At 48.4% G+C, this 16,833-nt stretch carries 15 protein-coding genes; 4 read left to right on the plus strand and 11 right to left on the minus strand.

Translation table 11 applies throughout. The features are described 5' to 3' along the window. Positions 1–25: 25 nt before the first annotated feature. The 11 genes from LWL52_RS17205 to LWL52_RS17255 are packed head-to-tail and all read right to left on the minus strand — an operon-like array spanning position 26 to position 13,872. Positions 26–616: a cytochrome c oxidase subunit 3 gene (locus LWL52_RS17205; RefSeq protein WP_242922318.1), complete on the minus strand. Its 591-nt coding sequence runs from the start codon at positions 614–616 to the stop codon at positions 26–28. Further along, complete coding sequence (gene cyoE / locus LWL52_RS17210) at positions 613–1,515, minus strand: heme o synthase (protein WP_437179365.1); 903 nt, start codon at positions 1,513–1,515, stop codon at positions 613–615. The genes LWL52_RS17205 and cyoE overlap by 4 nt, the downstream gene beginning before the upstream one ends. After that, the gene (locus tag LWL52_RS17215) at positions 1,515–2,591 is read right to left on the minus strand and encodes a COX15/CtaA family protein (RefSeq protein ID WP_242922322.1); all 1,077 of its coding nucleotides are present in this window, start codon (positions 2,589–2,591) and stop codon (positions 1,515–1,517) included. Before LWL52_RS17215 ends, cyoE begins: the two co-directional genes overlap by 1 nt. Before the next feature lie 4 nt (positions 2,592–2,595). After that, the gene (locus LWL52_RS17220) at positions 2,596–4,422 is read right to left on the minus strand and encodes a cytochrome c oxidase subunit I (protein WP_242922324.1); all 1,827 of its coding nucleotides are present in this window, start codon (positions 4,420–4,422) and stop codon (positions 2,596–2,598) included. 19 nt (positions 4,423–4,441) lie between these two features. Then, entirely contained in the window at positions 4,442–5,512 is a 1,071-nt protein-coding gene (locus tag LWL52_RS17225; RefSeq protein WP_242922326.1) for a cytochrome c oxidase subunit II, read from the minus strand. A 24-nt stretch (positions 5,513–5,536) separates the two neighbouring features. After that, positions 5,537–6,793, minus strand: coding sequence for a quinol:cytochrome C oxidoreductase (locus tag LWL52_RS17230; protein WP_242922328.1), 1,257 nt, complete (start codon positions 6,791–6,793; stop codon positions 5,537–5,539). A 25-nt stretch (positions 6,794–6,818) separates the two neighbouring features. Beyond that, positions 6,819–7,499 (minus strand): c-type cytochrome, encoded by a 681-nt coding sequence (locus tag LWL52_RS17235; protein ID WP_242922330.1) that lies wholly within the window; start codon positions 7,497–7,499, stop codon positions 6,819–6,821. Beyond that, positions 7,499–8,023 (minus strand): DUF3341 domain-containing protein, encoded by a 525-nt coding sequence (locus tag LWL52_RS17240; protein ID WP_242922337.1) that lies wholly within the window; start codon positions 8,021–8,023, stop codon positions 7,499–7,501. Before LWL52_RS17240 ends, LWL52_RS17235 begins: the two co-directional genes overlap by 1 nt. Beyond that, entirely contained in the window at positions 8,016–9,479 is a 1,464-nt protein-coding gene (gene nrfD / locus LWL52_RS17245) for an NrfD/PsrC family molybdoenzyme membrane anchor subunit (RefSeq protein WP_242922339.1), read from the minus strand. Before nrfD ends, LWL52_RS17240 begins: the two co-directional genes overlap by 8 nt. Positions 9,480–9,499: 20 nt before the next feature. Continuing rightward, positions 9,500–12,493, minus strand: coding sequence for a TAT-variant-translocated molybdopterin oxidoreductase (locus LWL52_RS17250; RefSeq protein WP_242922346.1), 2,994 nt, complete (start codon positions 12,491–12,493; stop codon positions 9,500–9,502). A 41-nt stretch (positions 12,494–12,534) separates the two neighbouring features. After that, entirely contained in the window at positions 12,535–13,872 is a 1,338-nt protein-coding gene (locus LWL52_RS17255) for a c-type cytochrome (protein WP_242922349.1), read from the minus strand. Positions 13,873–14,436: 564 nt separating this feature from the next. On the opposite strand from LWL52_RS17255, the gene rpsF reads away from it, so the two are divergent. The 4 genes from rpsF to LWL52_RS17275 all read left to right on the plus strand — a co-directional run bounded on the left by rpsF (position 14,437) and on the right by LWL52_RS17275 (position 16,778). Continuing rightward, a complete protein-coding gene (gene rpsF / locus LWL52_RS17260) occupies positions 14,437–14,805 on the plus strand; it encodes a 30S ribosomal protein S6 (RefSeq protein WP_242922351.1) in 369 nt (122 codons plus the stop codon). After that, positions 14,805–15,056: a 30S ribosomal protein S18 gene (gene rpsR / locus LWL52_RS17265; protein ID WP_196267828.1), complete on the plus strand. Its 252-nt coding sequence runs from the start codon at positions 14,805–14,807 to the stop codon at positions 15,054–15,056. Before rpsF ends, rpsR begins: the two co-directional genes overlap by 1 nt. Before the next feature lie 13 nt (positions 15,057–15,069). Then, on the plus strand, positions 15,070–15,513 hold the full coding sequence (rplI, locus tag LWL52_RS17270; protein WP_242922353.1) for a 50S ribosomal protein L9: 444 nt from the start codon (positions 15,070–15,072) through the stop codon (positions 15,511–15,513). Between the two features lie 281 nt (positions 15,514–15,794). Then, a complete protein-coding gene (locus LWL52_RS17275; RefSeq protein ID WP_242922355.1) occupies positions 15,795–16,778 on the plus strand; it encodes a GSCFA domain-containing protein in 984 nt (327 codons plus the stop codon). Positions 16,779–16,833 lie beyond the last annotated feature (55 nt).

Raw genomic sequence — 16,833 nt, forward strand, 5'->3', positions numbered from 1 at the left:
GTTTATGTATTGTAAAAAAACGTGTTTAGTGATTTGCCAATAAGAAGACGTACAAATATAGCCAAAGTCCTCCTAAAAAGTGCCAGTATATAGTACATAACTGTATACGGAGCATTTTTTTAGAGTGTACTCTAAATTTCAAACTTGCGGCTAAAACCGCTAACAAAAAGATCAGTCCGGTGATGATGTGGAACCCGTGCACGCCGGTGAGTACATATAAAAATGAGCCCGCCGGGTTGGCACCTGAACCACCAAAGTATACGTTGTCCTTTACCAGCTCACCCCAGGCATTCCACTGCCCGATCAGAAAAGCGATGCCCAACCCTAAGGTCACAAGCAGCATCATCTTTACCATGTTCAGGTTATTTTTCTTGGCAGCAAAATAAGCCCATTGCATGGTTACGCTGCTCAGCACAATAATCACGGTATTTATCAGCAGGATGCTGGGCAGGTCAATTTCCAGCCAGTTTCCTTCCGCGCGCCGCACAATGTAAGCGCTCGTAAAAGCTGCAAACATCATGATTATACTTACAATAATCAACCACAAGGCAAACTTTAATGGATGCACTCCTGCGGCGTTATCTCTCTCCTCATTTATTTTGGCAACCATGTTCATATAGTAACTTTATCTAATACAAAGGCTATCTGCACGATTGGCAGATATAAAAAAGACCCAAACATAATCGACATTGCTGCTTTTTTAGAGCAGGTGCGCATGAGGTAAAATGTTTGCGCCAGAAACAAAACGCCGCAAACAATGGCAATCAGCGCAGACGTGCTCCCCGACATGCCAAACTGCAGGGGCAGCAGGCTTAAAGGCAACAGCAGCAAGGTATAAATCATGATCTGGATGGCTGTTTTCAGATCTTTGCCGCCCGCTGTAGGCAGCATTTTAAAACCGGCTTTCTTGTAATCATCATCCAGCACCCAGGCAATAGCCCAGAAATGCGGGAACTGCCAGATAAACTGTATCCCGAATAAGATCCAGGCTTCTACGCCCAGCACCCCGGTAGCTGCTACCCACCCGATCAGGGGCGGCATACCGCCTGGTATGGCTCCGATGAACACACAGATGGGATTGATCCGCTTCATTGGTGTGTACACAAAACCATACAGCAGCAGCGAAATAAACGAGAGCACGGCTGTAAGCACGTTAAAATTTAACGCCAGCAACGTTAAACCGGAAACGCCAAGTAAAACGCAGTATACGATAGCTTCTGTTACGGAAACCTGCCCGGTAGGCAACGGACGCTTTGCCGTGCGCTTCATGAGCTTGTCCAGGTCCTTTTCAATGATCTGGTTAATGATGTTGGCTGATCCTGTTACCAGAAGCCCGCCCAGCATAACCAGCACAATATTGAGAAAGCTGGCATCCGTCTCCCCCAGTATAAAGCCAATGGCACTCGAAAAAGCAACTACCAGGCTTAATCTGAACTTCAGAAGTTTAAAATACGCTGCTGCTTTTTGTACCATAATACTATGTGGCAGTAGCGATTCTGATTGCTGCGTTAACATTATATAGAACTTACTACTGACTTTTTAATCGCCTTCTGAGAGGCGTAATGATTACTGATCAATAACTGAAACTGCACCCCGAACAACAGGGCTGCCAGTGTTAAGTGCACCGGCTGCAGAAAGGGAGGTATGGCAAAATAAGCGAGTATGATTCCTACTACGATCTCTACTCCTACCAACAGCAACATGATGTTTGCCAGCTTCGACATGTGCTTGTCCTGCAATTGGTAAATCAGATAGGCCAAGAATACATACAAGCCCAGCACAATGATGGAGAAAGAACGGTGCACATAAAAATCAATGCCCAACTTATCGATCCACTGGTCCCGGTTTACGCCGTTCATCATGAAGGCTACCAGGTCCACTTCTTCACGCACCTGCGTGCCAAGTAAGATTTGCCCGAATGTGATCAGCGCCACAAGCCAGAGCATGCTTTGCACCTTGGGCGAGTATTCAAAGCTTTCGGTAATCTCCTGCCTGTTTGCCCTAGTAACGGCATATTGCAGCATCGCTACCAGAATCAGGGCCAGGGCCATGTGGATGGTAATGGTTACAGGCAGCAGGTTTGTAGAAACCACAATGGAGCCTAACCATCCCTGAAATCCCACCAGTATAAAACTCCCCAACGACAGGTAAAAAATCGTGCGATCCTGTTTCAGGAAAGGCACGGAGTAAAGCAGGGTCAGGAAAATAAAGATCCCGATCAAGACACCCACCAGCCGGTTCACATACTCGATGAGCGTTTTGGTAGGGTTAAACTCCGTTTCTATAAACTGGCTTGGATGCGAAAAAATAGCGGCAGAAACATCTTCAAACCCGAACTTACTCAGATAAGCCGCCAGTTTCTGATTCTTCTCTATCCGCTGTTGTTTATAAACCTCCAGGTAATCAGCCGGCAACTGGCTGACATCAGTTGGAGGAACCCAGCTGCCAAAGCACTTGGGCCAGTCAGGGCATCCCATCCCGGACCCGGTGCTGCGCACGATTCCTCCAACTAATATCAGGAAGTATACTGCCACTACGGTCAGTATGCCAATCGTTCTAAATCTTTTAGACTGAAAAGATTTAATTGCCATTTAGTTATTCAAAATCTTTCTCCTGTGGCAGGTTTGATGACTGCGTTTCGGAGAAAGGTACTGTTTGCGGAATAAAATCTTCAGGTGCTCCCGGCTTGCTATAGTCGTATGGCCATCTGTAAACCACAGGAAGTGCTCCCGGCCAGTTACCGTGGCCCGGGTTAATTGGCGTCGTCCACTCAATGGTATTAGAGTGCCATGGGTTAGCTGTAGCTCTGCGCCCTTTGATGATGCTGTAAACGAAGTTGAACAGGAAGATGAACTGGGCAGAGAAACCAAGTATAGCGGCAAGGCTGATAAAGGTGTTCAGGTCAGTAAAGGTGTTGAAAGAGTCAAAACCTGTCCAGGCATAATATCTTCTTGGGAAACCGGCAATACCAATGTAGTGCATCGGCATGAACACCAGGTATACGGCAATAAAGGTAAGCCAGAAGTGCACGTAGCCCAATTTCTCGTCCATCATACGGCCGAACATTTTAGGGAACCAGTGGTACACGCCGCAGAACATACCGAAGAAGGCAGCCGCACCCATTACCAGGTGGAAGTGCGCTACTACGAAGTAGGTATCGTGCAGTTGGATATCCAGGGCTGAGTTACCAAGTATGATACCGGTCAGACCACCTGAGATAAAGAGCGATACGAAACCGATGGCAAACAACATAGCCGCTGTGAAACGGATATTACCTCTCCAAAGCGTGGCCAGCCAGTTAAATACTTTTACAGCCGATGGTACGGCAATGATCAGCGTCAGGAACATGAAGACCGAACCCAGGAACGGATTCATACCTGTCACGAACATGTGGTGCGCCCATACAACAAAGGATAGCACGGCAATACCGAACAACGAACCGATCATGGCGCGGTATCCGAAGATAGGCTTGCGGGAGTTTGTAGCAATCACTTCCGAAACAAGGCCCATGGCCGGCATAATTACGATGTATACTTCCGGGTGACCCAGGAACCAGAACAAGTGCTGGAACAGGATAGGTGTACCACCGGAGTGCTGCAGCGCCTGTCCGGCGATGTAGATATCTGATAAGAAAAAGCTGGTACCAAAGCTTCGGTCAAAGATCAGCAGCAACGCCGCAGAGAAAAGAACCGGGAAAGCCAATAAACCAAGTACAGCTGTCAGGAAGAACGCCCACATGGTAAGCGGCATCTTCGACATCGACATGCCTTTGGTGCGCAGGTTAATGATCGTAGTGATGTAGTTTACACCGCCCAGCAACTGCGACACAATGAACAGTGCCATACTTACCAGCCACAGCGTCATACCCGTACCGGAACCCTGAATTGCCTGCGGCAAAGCGCTAAGCGGCGGGTAAATTGTCCAGCCACCGGCTGCAGGGCCTGTTTCGATAAAGAGCGAGCAAAACATTATCACACTGGCAACAAAGAAGATCCAGAAAGAAAGCATGTTCATGAAACCGGAAGCCATATCGCGGGCACCGATCTGAAGCGGAATCAAAAAGTTACTGAATGTACCGCTCAGGCCGGCTGTCAGTACGAAGAACACCATGATGGTACCGTGCATGGTAACCATGGCCAGGTAAAATTCAGGGTTGATCTTTCCGTTCTCTACCCAACCTCCCAGGATCGGCTCCAGGAAAGTGAACGTAGCTTCGGGCCAGCCCAGCTGCATACGGAAAAGAATCGATAAGAAGCCTCCGATAAAGGCCCAGGCAATACCCATAAACAAGTATTGCTTGGCAATTACTTTATGGTCCTGGCTAAAGATATACTTCTCAAAAAAGTTCTGGTCGTGATGTTCGTCATGCTCGTCGTGTGCATGGTGTACATCTCTGTCGATGGAGATATCTATACTAGACATTTTATTACCTGTTTAAATGCTACAACTCTGATTTAACTTCTTCTTTCTTAGCGCCAGCACCCTGTTGCAATGTGAGGGCTTTCTCGGAGCCGGCCGAAATTTTAGCCAGCACATCGGGGTTCTGCTCTACGAAAGGTTTTTGTGCTGCCTTCCATTTTGCGTAGTCTTCCGGTTCGTCTACCACTACCACCATGCGCATGGCAAAGTGACCACGGCCGCATACTTCGGTACAGGCCAGCTCATACTTGAAGTCCGGATTTCCTGTTTCGTTCTGCATTTCTGCGGTTGTCTTTGTCGGCACAAACCAGAACTTGGTAGGCATACCAGGTACAGCATCCATTTTAAGGCGGAACTGCGGTAAAAACACGCTATGGATCACATCACGCGCTCTGATCTTAAGTAAAACCGGTCTGCCTTTCGGCACGTGCAGTTCCATTGGCATAAAGTCGTCGAGCGACGCTTTATCATTAAAGTCTACGCCAAACTCGTTTGTAGCATCGATCAGGGTATAGTTAGCAACGCCCAGTTTGCCATCCGCACCAGGGTAGCGCACCATCCAGTTAAACTGCTTGCCCATTACCTCAATTACTTCGGCATTTGCAGGAGGGGCACTGGTGATCTTGGCCCATGTTTTCCAGCCACCGAATACCAGCAGCGCCATTACCACGGCCGGGATCATGGTCCATACTATTTCCAGCTTGTTGTTGTGCGCATAATAGAAAGCACGCTTATCATCGCGGTGCTGGTATTTATAAGAGTACCAGAAAAGCAGCACCTGTGTAATTACAAACACAATACCGATGATGATCATCGTCGTCCAGAACAAGCTGTCTGTCCACACCCCATGCACAGAAGCAATCGGCTGGTTCATATCGTCCCAGGAATCGTTAAAAGACCATGCGAAAGCTGCTCCTCCCACAATCAGGAAAAGCAACATCATCACGCTGTTTACACGGTTACTGGTTTTAGTTGTTCCTGCTGCACGCTCTGAGGAACCCCGGAAGATAGAGGCCAGCGTACCTATTCTGAAAAGCAGGAACAGGATAACTAATAATAAAAGAACGGATATACCTATAGCGATCGTAATCATTATAAAATTTTTTTAGTAAGATCTCTAAACATGATGGTGAACACTTTCCTCCAGGAATGGGTGATTTACCGGCACAAGAGAAGCTTTGGTCAAACCTCTGGTAAAGGCAAGCAGGAACACTCCTAAGAAAACCAATGCAGCTCCGAACTCAATAAACCCAAATCCAGCCCCTGTGCGCAATGTACCAGGCATAAACATGAGGTAAAAGTCTAACCAGTGTCCGATAAGGATGGCAATTGTTACGATCTTCAGCATGATCATCTGACGCTTTGCATCTCTTGTCATCAGAACAAGGAAAGGAAACACAAAGTTTATTATCAGATTGATAAAGAAGATAGGGAGATAATGCCCGTTGTTACCGCCTAAGCGCTCGATGAAATAAAGCGCTTCTTCCGGAAGGTTAGCATACCAGTAAAGCAGAAACTGAGCAAACCAGATGTATGTCCAGAAGATAGAAAAGGCAAATACAAACTTACCCAGGTCATGCAAGTGGTTGGAATTTACCAGCTTCAGATAGCCATTCTGCTTCAGGATGATCACAGCCAGGGTGGTGGCTGCCAGGCCCGCTACAAACCAGCTTGAAAACACATACCAGCCAAACATGGTAGAGAACCAGTGCGTATCAACTGACATCACCCAATCCCAGGCCGACATAGAAGAAGAGATACCGTAGATAACCAGGAAACCACCGGAAATAACGATGTTCTTGTTATAGTATGAAGTGCCTCCGTGCAGGTCTTCTGCAATGGAGTTCTTGCGCAGCATGCGGGCAAACAGGATCCATAAGCCGAAGTAGATCAGCATACGGACGATGAAGAAGGTAAAATTCAGGTAGCCCTGCTTTCCGGCAATGATCGGATCATACTCGGGACCACCTATTTTATAGAGGCCTTCGTGTGTCCAATGGAAAATATCATGACGGCCTAAAATGAACACCAGCAGCATCACCACTGCACCGATTGGCAGGTAAGCGCCCAGTGCTTCAGGAATACGCTTTACAAGCACATACCAGCCACCGTAAGCTACATAATGAACGGCTACAATAAAGATACCTGTAATAGATATACCTGTGAAGTATACGTTGTTGAGCCAAAGGTTAACAAAAAGGCGCTGCGTCCAGGTTACGGCATCATGCCCGCCGCCATGTCCTTCACCATGACCGGCTCCGCCGCCCGCGGCCATAAAAATTATACCTGCTATAAGCATTATTACGCCTACAGCTATCATCAGGAAAAACTTGTTATTCGTTTTTCTGGAAATGATGAGTCGTTCTTCTGTCATTATCCTTATATCTTATGCCTTAGACTTACTTTTGGGGAGCCGCCTCTGCTGGAGGAGTTCCGGTTACAGGATTGTCAGTGCCAGGCGTACCACCTGCTTCATCAGCAGCTTGCTTGTCGGCAGGTGCCGCTGTATCTGTAATTCCTTTTTGCAGCTGTTGCACATACATTACAATTTCCCAGCGCTCTGTAGGGTTCACCAGCGAGCCATGAGGACGCATACGGCCTCTGCCGTTGGTGATCACATGGAAAATATGTCCTGCCGGCAGGGAAGCTACACGTCCTGCTGAGTAAGAAGGCACGCCTTTGAACTTCTGCCCTACCAAACCTTGTCCGTCGCCTTGTTCGCCATGGCAATGCTGGCAAAAACGGGAATACAACACTTTACCTTTGGCCAGGTTTTCTTCAGTATGCGGTAGCGGGTTGGTCAACTCTACACCGGCAACTTCGGCTGTATCCTGCGACAGATACATGTTGTAGCCTTCCTTGCCGCGGGCAATGGTTCCATACGCCGGCTGGCGCATGTTCATGCCGTAAGGGTTATACTTCTCCTCCTTTATTTGCGAATAAGGATCCAGCGGAATGGAATGATACATGTCTGGTGCATATTCTACACCGCGGCCATCATCGCTGCCACATGCCACGAGTGATGCAGTAGCAAAAAGAACGGCAGAAGCTTTAAAGCCTATTATCGTAAATCGTTTCATTATTTTACTACCTCCTTCTCGTTAACTTCAATTGCACCATTTGAACGAAGCAGGTTATCAAGTGCTTTCATGTCTGTTACACCTTCCTTCACTTCAATAGCCATCACAAACTTGTCGTCTGTTGAACGCTTATCAAAAACATTCACTTTGAAGGTCGGGATCATACGCTCTACTGTAAAGAAGGTAAAAACCATTCCGAAGGCAGCAAAGAGTACGGTCAGCTCGAACGTAACCGGGATAAAGGAAGGCAGCGCAATGTGCGGCTTGCCACCAATGATCATCGGCCAGTCGAAGCCCAGCATCCAGATCTGCATCCACAGCGCAAAGCTTGTTCCGCAAAGGCCAAACAGAAAGGCGGCGATGGGCAGGCGTGAGCGCTTTATACCTAATACATCATCAATGCCATGCACAGGATATGGTGAAAATACTTCGTATATTTTAGTACCGGCAGCCCGGACATTTTCGATGGCTGTCAGCAGCACATCTTCATCATCGTAGATACCTAGAACAAATTTCTTATTCATTGCTGTGATGTGTATTAGTGTTCGAATCTGTTGCAGTACCAGGCACGATAACGGCATTGGTATGGTGGCCTTGCGGATGCTTTACATGCCCGTGGTGGTGCGTAACGCCTGAAGAAGACTTCAGAATAGCTTTTACTTCGGCCATGTTGATTACCGGGAAGAACTTCACAAACAGGAAGAACAGGGTAAAGAACAAACCAAACGTTCCTACATAAATGCCCACGTCAATCCAGGTCGGGTAGAACATGGCCCAGGAGGATGGCAGGTAATCGCGGTGCAACGAGATCACAATGATCACAAAGCGCTCGAACCACATACCAATGTTCACGAAGATAGAGATGATGAAGGTGGCCACCAGGCTTCTTCGGATCTTACGGAACCAGAAAAGCTGCGGCGTGATCACGTTACAGGTCATCATCGTCCAGTAAGCCCACCAGTAAGGACCTGTGGCGCGGTTAATGAAGGCGTATTGTTCGTAGGTTACCTGTGAGTACCAGGCGATAAAGAATTCTGTTGTATAGGCAATACCCACGATAGAACCTGTCGTCATGATGATCTTGTTCATCGACTCCACGTGCTCCAGGGTGATGTAATCCTCCAGTTTAAATACTTTGCGGGTAATGATCATCAGGGTTAACACCATGGCAAAACCCGAGAAGATCGCACCAGCCACAAAGTATGGCGGGAAGATCGTCGTGTGCCAACCTGGTATCACAGACGTTGCAAAGTCCATAGATACAATGGTGTGCACTGAAAGTACAAGTGGCGTGGCTACACCGGCCAGGATAAGGGAAACGGTTTCGTATCGGGACCAGGATTTAGCAGAGCCCGTCCAGCCCAGGGATAAGAAAGAGTAAGCTCTTCTAGCTATCGGGCCGGTTGCACGGTCACGGATGGTTGCAAAGTCAGGCACCAGACCAATGTACCAGAATACCAGCGATACAGAGAAATAGGTCGAGATTGCAAATACGTCCCAAAGCAGCGGGGAGTTAAAGTTCACCCACAGCGAACCGAATGTGTTTGGCAAAGGTAACACCCAGTAAGCCAGCCACGGACGGCCCATGTGCAGTACCGGGAACATTGCCGCACAGATTACGGCAAAAATCGTCATCGCCTCGGCAGCACGGTTAATAGAACTGCGCCACTTTTGGCGGAACAGCAGCAATACGGCTGAGATCAGCGTACCGGCGTGGCCGATACCTACCCACCACACGAAGTTGGTAATATCCCATGCCCAGCCTACAGTTTTGTTCAGGCCCCACTCGCCAATACCAAACCAAAGGGTACGGTAAACGGAGTAGAAGAAAATAGCCAGACCAATTAATGCGACACCGAAAGCAGCGGCCCAACGCGGGTTGGGTGCTGCCTCCACTTGTCTGCAGACATCTTCAGTGATGTCATGGTATGTTTTCCCCCCCGTTACAAGAGGCTCTCTTATCGGAGATACATGCTGCATAACGCTATCTTATATTTATGTTAAGCTAAATTTCTAATTTTCGTCAGGTACGTCACATTCGGCTGCACGTTCAGTTCTTCCAGCACATGGAAGGCACGCTCGCCCTGCTCTTTCTTGAGCAGTTTAGAGATACGGCTTTCCGGATCCAGCATATCACCAAACACCAGGGCTTCGGTTGGGCAGGACTGCGCACAAGCTGAAACGATCTCGCCGTCTTTTGGTCTTCTGTTCTCGCGTTTCGCTTCCAGCTTTCCTAACTGGATACGCTGCACGCAGAAAGAACATTTCTCCATTACACCTCTTGAACGCACGGTCACATCCGGGTTGAGCACCATTTTACCAAGGTCCGTCTGCATCGTGGTATTGATGTTGACAAACTTCTCATTGTTCGGATACGCAAACCAGTTAAAGCGACGTACTTTATACGGGCAGTTGTTTGCGCAATAGCGGGTACCTACGCAACGGTTGTAAGCCATCTGGTTCAGGCCTTCTGAGCTGTGCATGGTAGCAGCTACCGGACAAACCGTTTCGCATGGCGCGTGGTTACAGTGCTGGCACATCATCGGCTGGAATACAACAGAAGGATTTTCTGCCGGGTCTTCCATCGTTTTGTAATCCCTGTCTTCGTGCTCCACGGCGCTGTAATAGCGATCGATACGGATCCAGTGCATTTCACGACGGTTCAGCACTTCCGCTTTACCTACTACCGGGATGTTGTTCTCTACCTGGCAGCTGATGGTACAGGCACCGCAACCAATGCAGGAGTTCAGGTCTACAACCATACCCCAGTGGTGGTCCTTGTACTCATAGTCATCCCAAAGGGAGATGGTAGCGGGCTTGGCCGGACCATTGTGCGTTGGGATGCGCGCGTATTCGGTTACCTCTTTCGGATTCTCTTTATACTTGGCCAGGGTGCTTTCCTGCACTACCAGGCGGTCCATAATAGTATGGTGCGTCTGAGTTTGTGCAATTTCAGAGAAAGCGCTGGTTTTCTCCAGTTTCACCGAACCTGTGTAGAACACCGTGTTATCGGCTACCGTCGCGATCGGGTAAGCATTAGCGCCTACACCTTTAGCTACTGGCATCGCATCCACGTTACGGCCATAACCTACCGCAATAGCTACGGTACCCTGGGCCTGGCCTGGCTGTACGAGTGCCGGCAGCTCAATGGATCTGCCATTGGCCATGGTCACTTTGATCACATCGCCCTGCACCACTTTCATCTCCTCGGCCATCTTGCGTGGCATGGCTACATAGTTACCCCAGGTAGCTTTCGAGATTGGATCCGGCATTTCCTGCAGCCATGGGTTGTTGGCCATTTCGCCGGAACCGATCGCTGCTTTTTCATACAACACAGCCTCTATACCTGTTGGCTTGGTTACCCTTGCTACCGGAGCAGCAGATGTTGCAGCCGGTGTAATGGCCAGCACGCTGGTGCCGTTTTGCAGCACACCATCGTGTACCGCCTGCTCCCAGAACTTGTTAAAGTCGCCGGTAGCAATTTTACGCCAGTTGTTGCGCAGGTAATCGTAGTATGACGTGCTGTTTCCGCTCCAGACCAGCAAGCTGTCCTGTGCCTGGCGCGTAGTGAAGATCGGGCTGATCACCGGCTGGGCCAGGCTTAGGAATCCTTTCTTCGGTTCAAAGTCGTTCCACGACTCCAGGTAGTTGTTATCCGGTGCTACGAACTCAACCAAAGCGGCTGTTTCGTTTACACGGTCGGCAAAGGAAACACGCAGGTTTACCTTCTTCAGCCCGCTTACAACTTTTTCTGCCAGTGGGTGATTGTATACAGGGTTGGCATCATAAAAGAACACGGCACCTACCGTACCGGCATTCATTTCATTGACCAGACGGATCATTTGTCCGTCATTTCCCTGACGTGTATAGTAAGGAGAAGTAGTATCGATGGAAGTACCTTCCGCTCCCAGCGCTCTGTTGATTGCTGTAACCATGGCCTGTACTCCCGGATCGTTAGAACCAGCTACCACCAGGGCACGGCCGTTGTTGGCTTTCAGTTCTTTAATGGCTGCAGCCAGGGCTTTGGCATCAACGCCGGCAGCAGAGGCAGCACCATTTCCAGTAATACCATTATAAAGGGCCTGGATCACAGCAGCTTCTTCGGAAGGCTTGATCGGAACCCTTACGTCGGCATTCGAACCCGTTAACGATAAACGCGTCTCGAACTGGTAATGGCGCGACATTTCCGGCTTGTCAGAAGATACTTTTCTGCGCTGGATATACTGTTTGGCAAATGGAATAGGGGCAATCCAGGTTCCCAGGAAGTCAGCAGCAACACTTACAATTACATTTGCTTTGCTGAAATCATACCCAGGCACAACGCCACCGTTTGCTGCCAGCAACCCGGATGCGGAATTGGCATCATAGGTAACATGCTCAAAGTTGGCAAAGCGGGAGCCAAACTCATTGATCAGCTGCTTGGTAGAGGGGCTGATAATGGTAGACGAAACAATAACTACTTTGCCGTTTACATTGGCCAGACGCGCTCTGATCTGCTTGTCTACCTCTGCCCAGCTAGCTTCTTTTTTATTGATTAACGGGTAACGCAGTCTATTTTCGTCATACAGCCCCATCAGGGAAGCCTGTGCTTTCGGGCTTGTTCCCGAGGAAGTAAGACCTGACTCGTTATTTGGCTCGATCTTTATCGGACGGCCTTCTCTTGTTTTTACCAGGATGCTGTTATAATCTCCATCTCCGAAAAACGTAGAGGCATACCAGTTCGCAACGCCTGGTTCCACATCTACCGGTTTGTTCAGATACGGGATTGCTTTTCGTACCGGCGCTTCGCAGGAAGCCAGCGATACGGCTGCCATGCTAAAACCTAACAGCTTCAGAAAGTCTCTTCGGTGCGTTTTACCGCCGGCAGATGCATCATCTCCTTTGGCTTCATTAACCGGCAGGAATTCTGGAAACTCATTATGAGCATTCTTTGCGAACTCCGGAGTGTTTTCCAGCTCCTCAATTCCTTTCCAGTATTTTATTCTGTCTTGCATATTATCGTTAGAAAACTCGAATACTTAATTGATAATGTTAATTAGTAGTGACACTTAGAGCATTCTGTACCACCATTCGACGCTACGGTAAACGCTTTTGAAGTCGACTCGTCATGGAGTTTCACCAGGTTGTCGTAGTAAGCATTGCCTTTCGTGTTCAAAGGTGTTTCTCTATGGCAATTGATACACCAGCCCATTGTAAGCGGAGAATACTGGTATACCTGGTCCATTTCCTGGATAGGTCCGTGGCAGGTCTGGCACTCTACGCCGCCCACCTGCGTGTGCTGCGAGTGGTTGAAATAAACCAGGTCTGGCAGGTTATGGATACGCACCCACTGGATAGGCTCGTTGCGCTCCACGGCTCGGTATATCTTCTGAATTTCAGGAGATTCTGTTTTGATCTGGCTATGGCAGTTCATACAGATATTAACAGAAGGAATACTGGCGCTCTTGCTCTTATATACAGTTGTATGGCAGTAGTTACAGTTGATCTGGTTATCGCCGGCGTGAATTTTATGCGAGAAAGCAATTGGCTGCTTCGGCTTATAGTTCTGCTGTATACCAACGCCCATCAGGGAATTCCAGCCAAGGTCCAGCAACACCACGATAAAGATGAGCAGCACCAGCACACGCACAGGCGTAGACTTGTAGATCTTAGAGAAGTCAAACCGCTGGTTAACTACCTCGTTATCATACTCGTTTAGCTTGCGGTTCTTGTTAAGATAGTTCTTCAGCAGTGAAGTAATCAGCAACAAGGTAACAACCAGCACGATGAGCACAATGATCAGCACCACCAGCACAATGTCCAGGTAAGGGCCAACCGCGCCGATCGCATCGGTTCCTACATTGGTACCCGCCTCGTTGCCCGGTACGCCACCAACCGTAGTTGGCGTAGCCGCAGCCGTTGGCGCAGCACCTTGTCCTGACTTCAGATAAGCCAGAATAGAGCTGATCTCATCGTCAGAGAAGGCAAAAGAAGGCATTGCCTGCTTGTTATACTTGTTGTAAACAGCCACCGCAGCAGCGTCGCCAGACTGAATCATGGCCTGCGAGTTCTTGATCCACTTGTGCAACCAGGCCTCGTTGTGTCTTTTATCCACACCTTGCAATCCCGGGCCCACGATCACATCGCTACCTGCGGAGTGGCAAACAGCACAGTTGTTTTTAAACAAGGCAGCGCCTGCATCAATTACAGCAGGATCCCCAGCAGCCGCATCGCCCGCAGCTGCTGCACCTTGTGTAGCACCTGGCTCTACTCCTTTCGTGCCGATTTCTGCCTGCTCACTGGCTCCCTGGGCATTTGCACCAAAAGAAACCGCCAGCGCGAACAGAAAGGCAATGAAAATATTGTGTTTTGTTTTAGGTATACAGCTAATCATAGCCAAGATCACTTGTGTTTTGTATATGATAAATTACTTATTGGCCACAAATCTACTATGCGAATTCCATTATTCAAACAGAATAAGTTTATTTTATGACGCTGCAGAGCACATGCTCTCCCCTGCTGCTGCCAAAGGTGAAAAACCCATTCAGAATAAAAATAAAGGCGTTTTATTTAGAATAGTTTTAAATAAGAAACCCGCTTATCCGACTTCGCAGTACAATATTTAGTGCAATTATTAAAAAGAATCATACAAGTTATAAACCCATACTGTGCCCTTCTTCAGAGGGTGCGTGGAACTTTTATACTATGTTTACACCAATAAGGGTGTGTACTTTTCCAACTGCTCCGGTGCGGTGCTGTTAGAACGGGTAGCCCGGCACTTACTACTATCCTACTCCTTATTATATATAGTATGATTTCTATTCAGGAAAGCACGTGCAGCAGAGCAGTATTTGCAGGGCACTAAAACTATACCGCCAGGCATTCTTGCTTTTATAAAAACACCGTTGTAAATTTGCAGGCTTAAATAAAAACATTTAAAAATTCTTAGTCGAACCGAATGGAATTAAGAAATTACGAAACGATCTTCATCATGACCCCGTTGCTTAACGATGGTCAGATGCAGGAAACGGTCGAGAAGTTCAGACAGGTGCTTAAGGAAAATGGCGCCGACATTATCCACGAAGAGAACTGGGGCCTCCGCAAGCTGGCTTACCCAATCCAGAAAAAATCAACTGGATTCTACCATCTCATCGAGTTTAAAGCTCCAACCACTGTAGTTGATGTACTTGAGCTGGCTTATCGCCGTGATGAAAAAATTGTTCGCTTCTTAACTACTGCCCTGGATAAGCACGCTGTGGCTTACAACGAGCGTAGAAGAAACGGCGAGTTCAAATCACAAGCTAAAAAAGAGGAGGTTAAAGGATAATGAGCTTAGTAAACGAAAGAGTACACAAGCAAGACAACCGTCAGAAATACTGCCGCTTCAAGAAAAGCGGAATTAAGTATATCGACTATAAGGATGGCAACTTCCTGCTGAAGTTCGTAAACGAGCAAGGCAAGATCCTTCCTAGAAGATTAACAGGCACCAGCCTGAAGTTTCAGCGTAAAGTATCTCAGGCCGTTGCGCGTGCGCGCCACCTGGCTATTTTGCCTTATGTAGCGGATTCTTTAAAATAAGGAGGGACAGATAATGGAAATCATACTTAAAGATGACGTAAAAGGCCTGGGCTACAAGAACGATATCGTTTCTGTAAAGCCGGGTTATGGCCGTAACTACCTGATCCCGCAGGGGCTGGCGGTTATCGCTGACAAATCAAGCAAGAAAGTAGTAGCGGAGAACATCCGCCAGGCAGCACACAAAGCAGAAAAAATCAAGAATGATGCCCAGGAGCTGGCAAACAGCATTGGCGACATCACGCTGGAGATTCCTGCTAAAGTGGGCGAGACTGGTAAGATTTTCGGTTCTGTTACTACCCTGCAGGTATCTGATGCCCTGAAAGCAAAAGGCATTGAGGTAGATCGTAAGCGTATTTCGTTTGACCAGGATGTGAAAACTGCCGGCGAATACACTGCAACCATCAACCTGCACAAAGAAGTGAAGCACCAGGTTCGTTTCAACGTGGTAGCTGAGTAAGCATCAAAAACACGTAAGAAACTACTACCCTATTAGCGCCCTGCCCACAAAGCAGGGCGCTTTTTTTATACTTCCCGGCGAAAGAGCCCGCGTGTGTTTTATACTTGTAGCAGGAAAAGCGCCGGACCGATATCATCTCACACGCAGACACAAGCAATTTCAGTAGAGTGTCAGTACCTAGTATAAAGAACTCACGAAGGTTGTTGATCCAATTCAGGGGCACGCTTGGAGAAGTTCTTGTTTCCGTTCACCTTCGTATACATCTAACACAAGTATAAGCTATGTTCCGGACAGAAGTAACAGTGGCTCCCGCTACGTTTCAACTTACGCTGCAGGACAAAGTTCTGACAATGGGCTCCTGCTTTGCCGACGTGATCGGCACCAAACTGCAGCAGCACAAGGTAGCAGTACTAGCAAACCCCTTCGGTACTCTATTCAATCCGCTTTCCGTCTGCAAGCTGCTGGAGGCCAGCTGTGGCCTGGCGCCTGATTTTGAGCCGCACCTGGTTCAGAACAACGGCATCTGGTATGCCTACGATCTCCACTCCTCCCTCTCCTCGCCGGACAAAGAGCAGTTGCTTTACCATATCAGTGAACAGCTGCAGCAAACAGGACAGCAGCTGCAGCAGGCCCGGTTACTGATCATTACGCTAGGGACGGCTGTAGCGTACCGCCTCCGAACCTCGGGCCTGGTGGTTGCAAATTGCCATAAGCTGCCGGCAGGTAACTTTGAAAGGGTATTACTGACTGGCGCGGAAATGCAAAGCGCGTTTGAGACAATGTATACTTCGCTTAAACAGTTTAACCCCGACATAAAACTGTTACTAACGGTAAGCCCGGTGCGCCATGTGAAAGAAACACTCGAAACCAACAGCGTAAGCAAGGCCCTGCTGCGGGTGCTTTGCTACCAACTCACCCAGGCTCATCCCGATGTGCACTACTTTCCTGCCTTTGAGATCATGCAGGACGACCTGCGGGATTACCGCTTTTACAAGGAAGATATGCTGCACCCCACCGAAGTAGCCGAGAACTACATCTGGGACAAATTTGCAAGAGCCTACTATACCCTGGAATTCCAGCAGTTTATCCGTGAATGGGACAACATGCGGCGCGCCCTGCACCACCGCTCCTTTAACCCGACCTCCGAAGCGCACAAGAACTTTCTGCGAAGCACCCTGCAGCAACTGGATGTGCTGGCCGGCAAGTATAAAATTGATGTTTCAGCGGAGAAAGCCCTCCTTCAGCAGCAGCTTTCAACCACATAACGCTGCCCAGCCAACACTTTTACCCTACTTGCCCGTACAAAACAGACGCAGAAAG

This window comes from Pontibacter liquoris, assembly GCF_022758235.1.
Classification (GTDB): Bacteria; Bacteroidota; Bacteroidia; order Cytophagales; family Hymenobacteraceae; genus Pontibacter; species Pontibacter liquoris.

Bases quoted from the DNA above. Each gene is read 5' to 3' on its own strand.
- LWL52_RS17230 (WP_242922328.1), bottom strand. From the start codon at position 6,793: ATGACAGAAGAACGACTCATCATTTCCAGAAAAACGAATAACAAGTTT.
- LWL52_RS17215 (WP_242922322.1), bottom strand. From the start codon at position 2,591: ATGGCAATTAAATCTTTTCAGTCTAAAAGATTTAGAACGATTGGCATA.
- rpsR (WP_196267828.1), top strand. From the start codon at position 14,805: ATGAGCTTAGTAAACGAAAGAGTACACAAGCAAGACAACCGTCAGAAA.
- LWL52_RS17235 (WP_242922330.1), bottom strand. From the start codon at position 7,499: ATGAAACGATTTACGATAATAGGCTTTAAAGCTTCTGCCGTTCTTTTT.
- LWL52_RS17255 (WP_242922349.1), bottom strand. From the start codon at position 13,872: ATGATTAGCTGTATACCTAAAACAAAACACAATATTTTCATTGCCTTT.
- cyoE (WP_437179365.1), bottom strand. From the start codon at position 1,515: ATGTTAACGCAGCAATCAGAATCGCTACTGCCACATAGTATTATGGTA.
- LWL52_RS17220 (WP_242922324.1), bottom strand. From the start codon at position 4,422: ATGTCTAGTATAGATATCTCCATCGACAGAGATGTACACCATGCACAC.
- LWL52_RS17225 (WP_242922326.1), bottom strand. From the start codon at position 5,512: ATGATTACGATCGCTATAGGTATATCCGTTCTTTTATTATTAGTTATC.
- nrfD (WP_242922339.1), bottom strand. From the start codon at position 9,479: ATGCAGCATGTATCTCCGATAAGAGAGCCTCTTGTAACGGGGGGGAAA.
- LWL52_RS17250 (WP_242922346.1), bottom strand. From the start codon at position 12,493: ATGCAAGACAGAATAAAATACTGGAAAGGAATTGAGGAGCTGGAAAAC.
- rplI (WP_242922353.1), top strand. From the start codon at position 15,070: ATGGAAATCATACTTAAAGATGACGTAAAAGGCCTGGGCTACAAGAAC.
- rpsF (WP_242922351.1), top strand. From the start codon at position 14,437: ATGGAATTAAGAAATTACGAAACGATCTTCATCATGACCCCGTTGCTT.
- LWL52_RS17275 (WP_242922355.1), top strand. From the start codon at position 15,795: ATGTTCCGGACAGAAGTAACAGTGGCTCCCGCTACGTTTCAACTTACG.
- LWL52_RS17240 (WP_242922337.1), bottom strand. From the start codon at position 8,023: ATGAATAAGAAATTTGTTCTAGGTATCTACGATGATGAAGATGTGCTG.
- LWL52_RS17205 (WP_242922318.1), bottom strand. From the start codon at position 616: ATGAACATGGTTGCCAAAATAAATGAGGAGAGAGATAACGCCGCAGGA.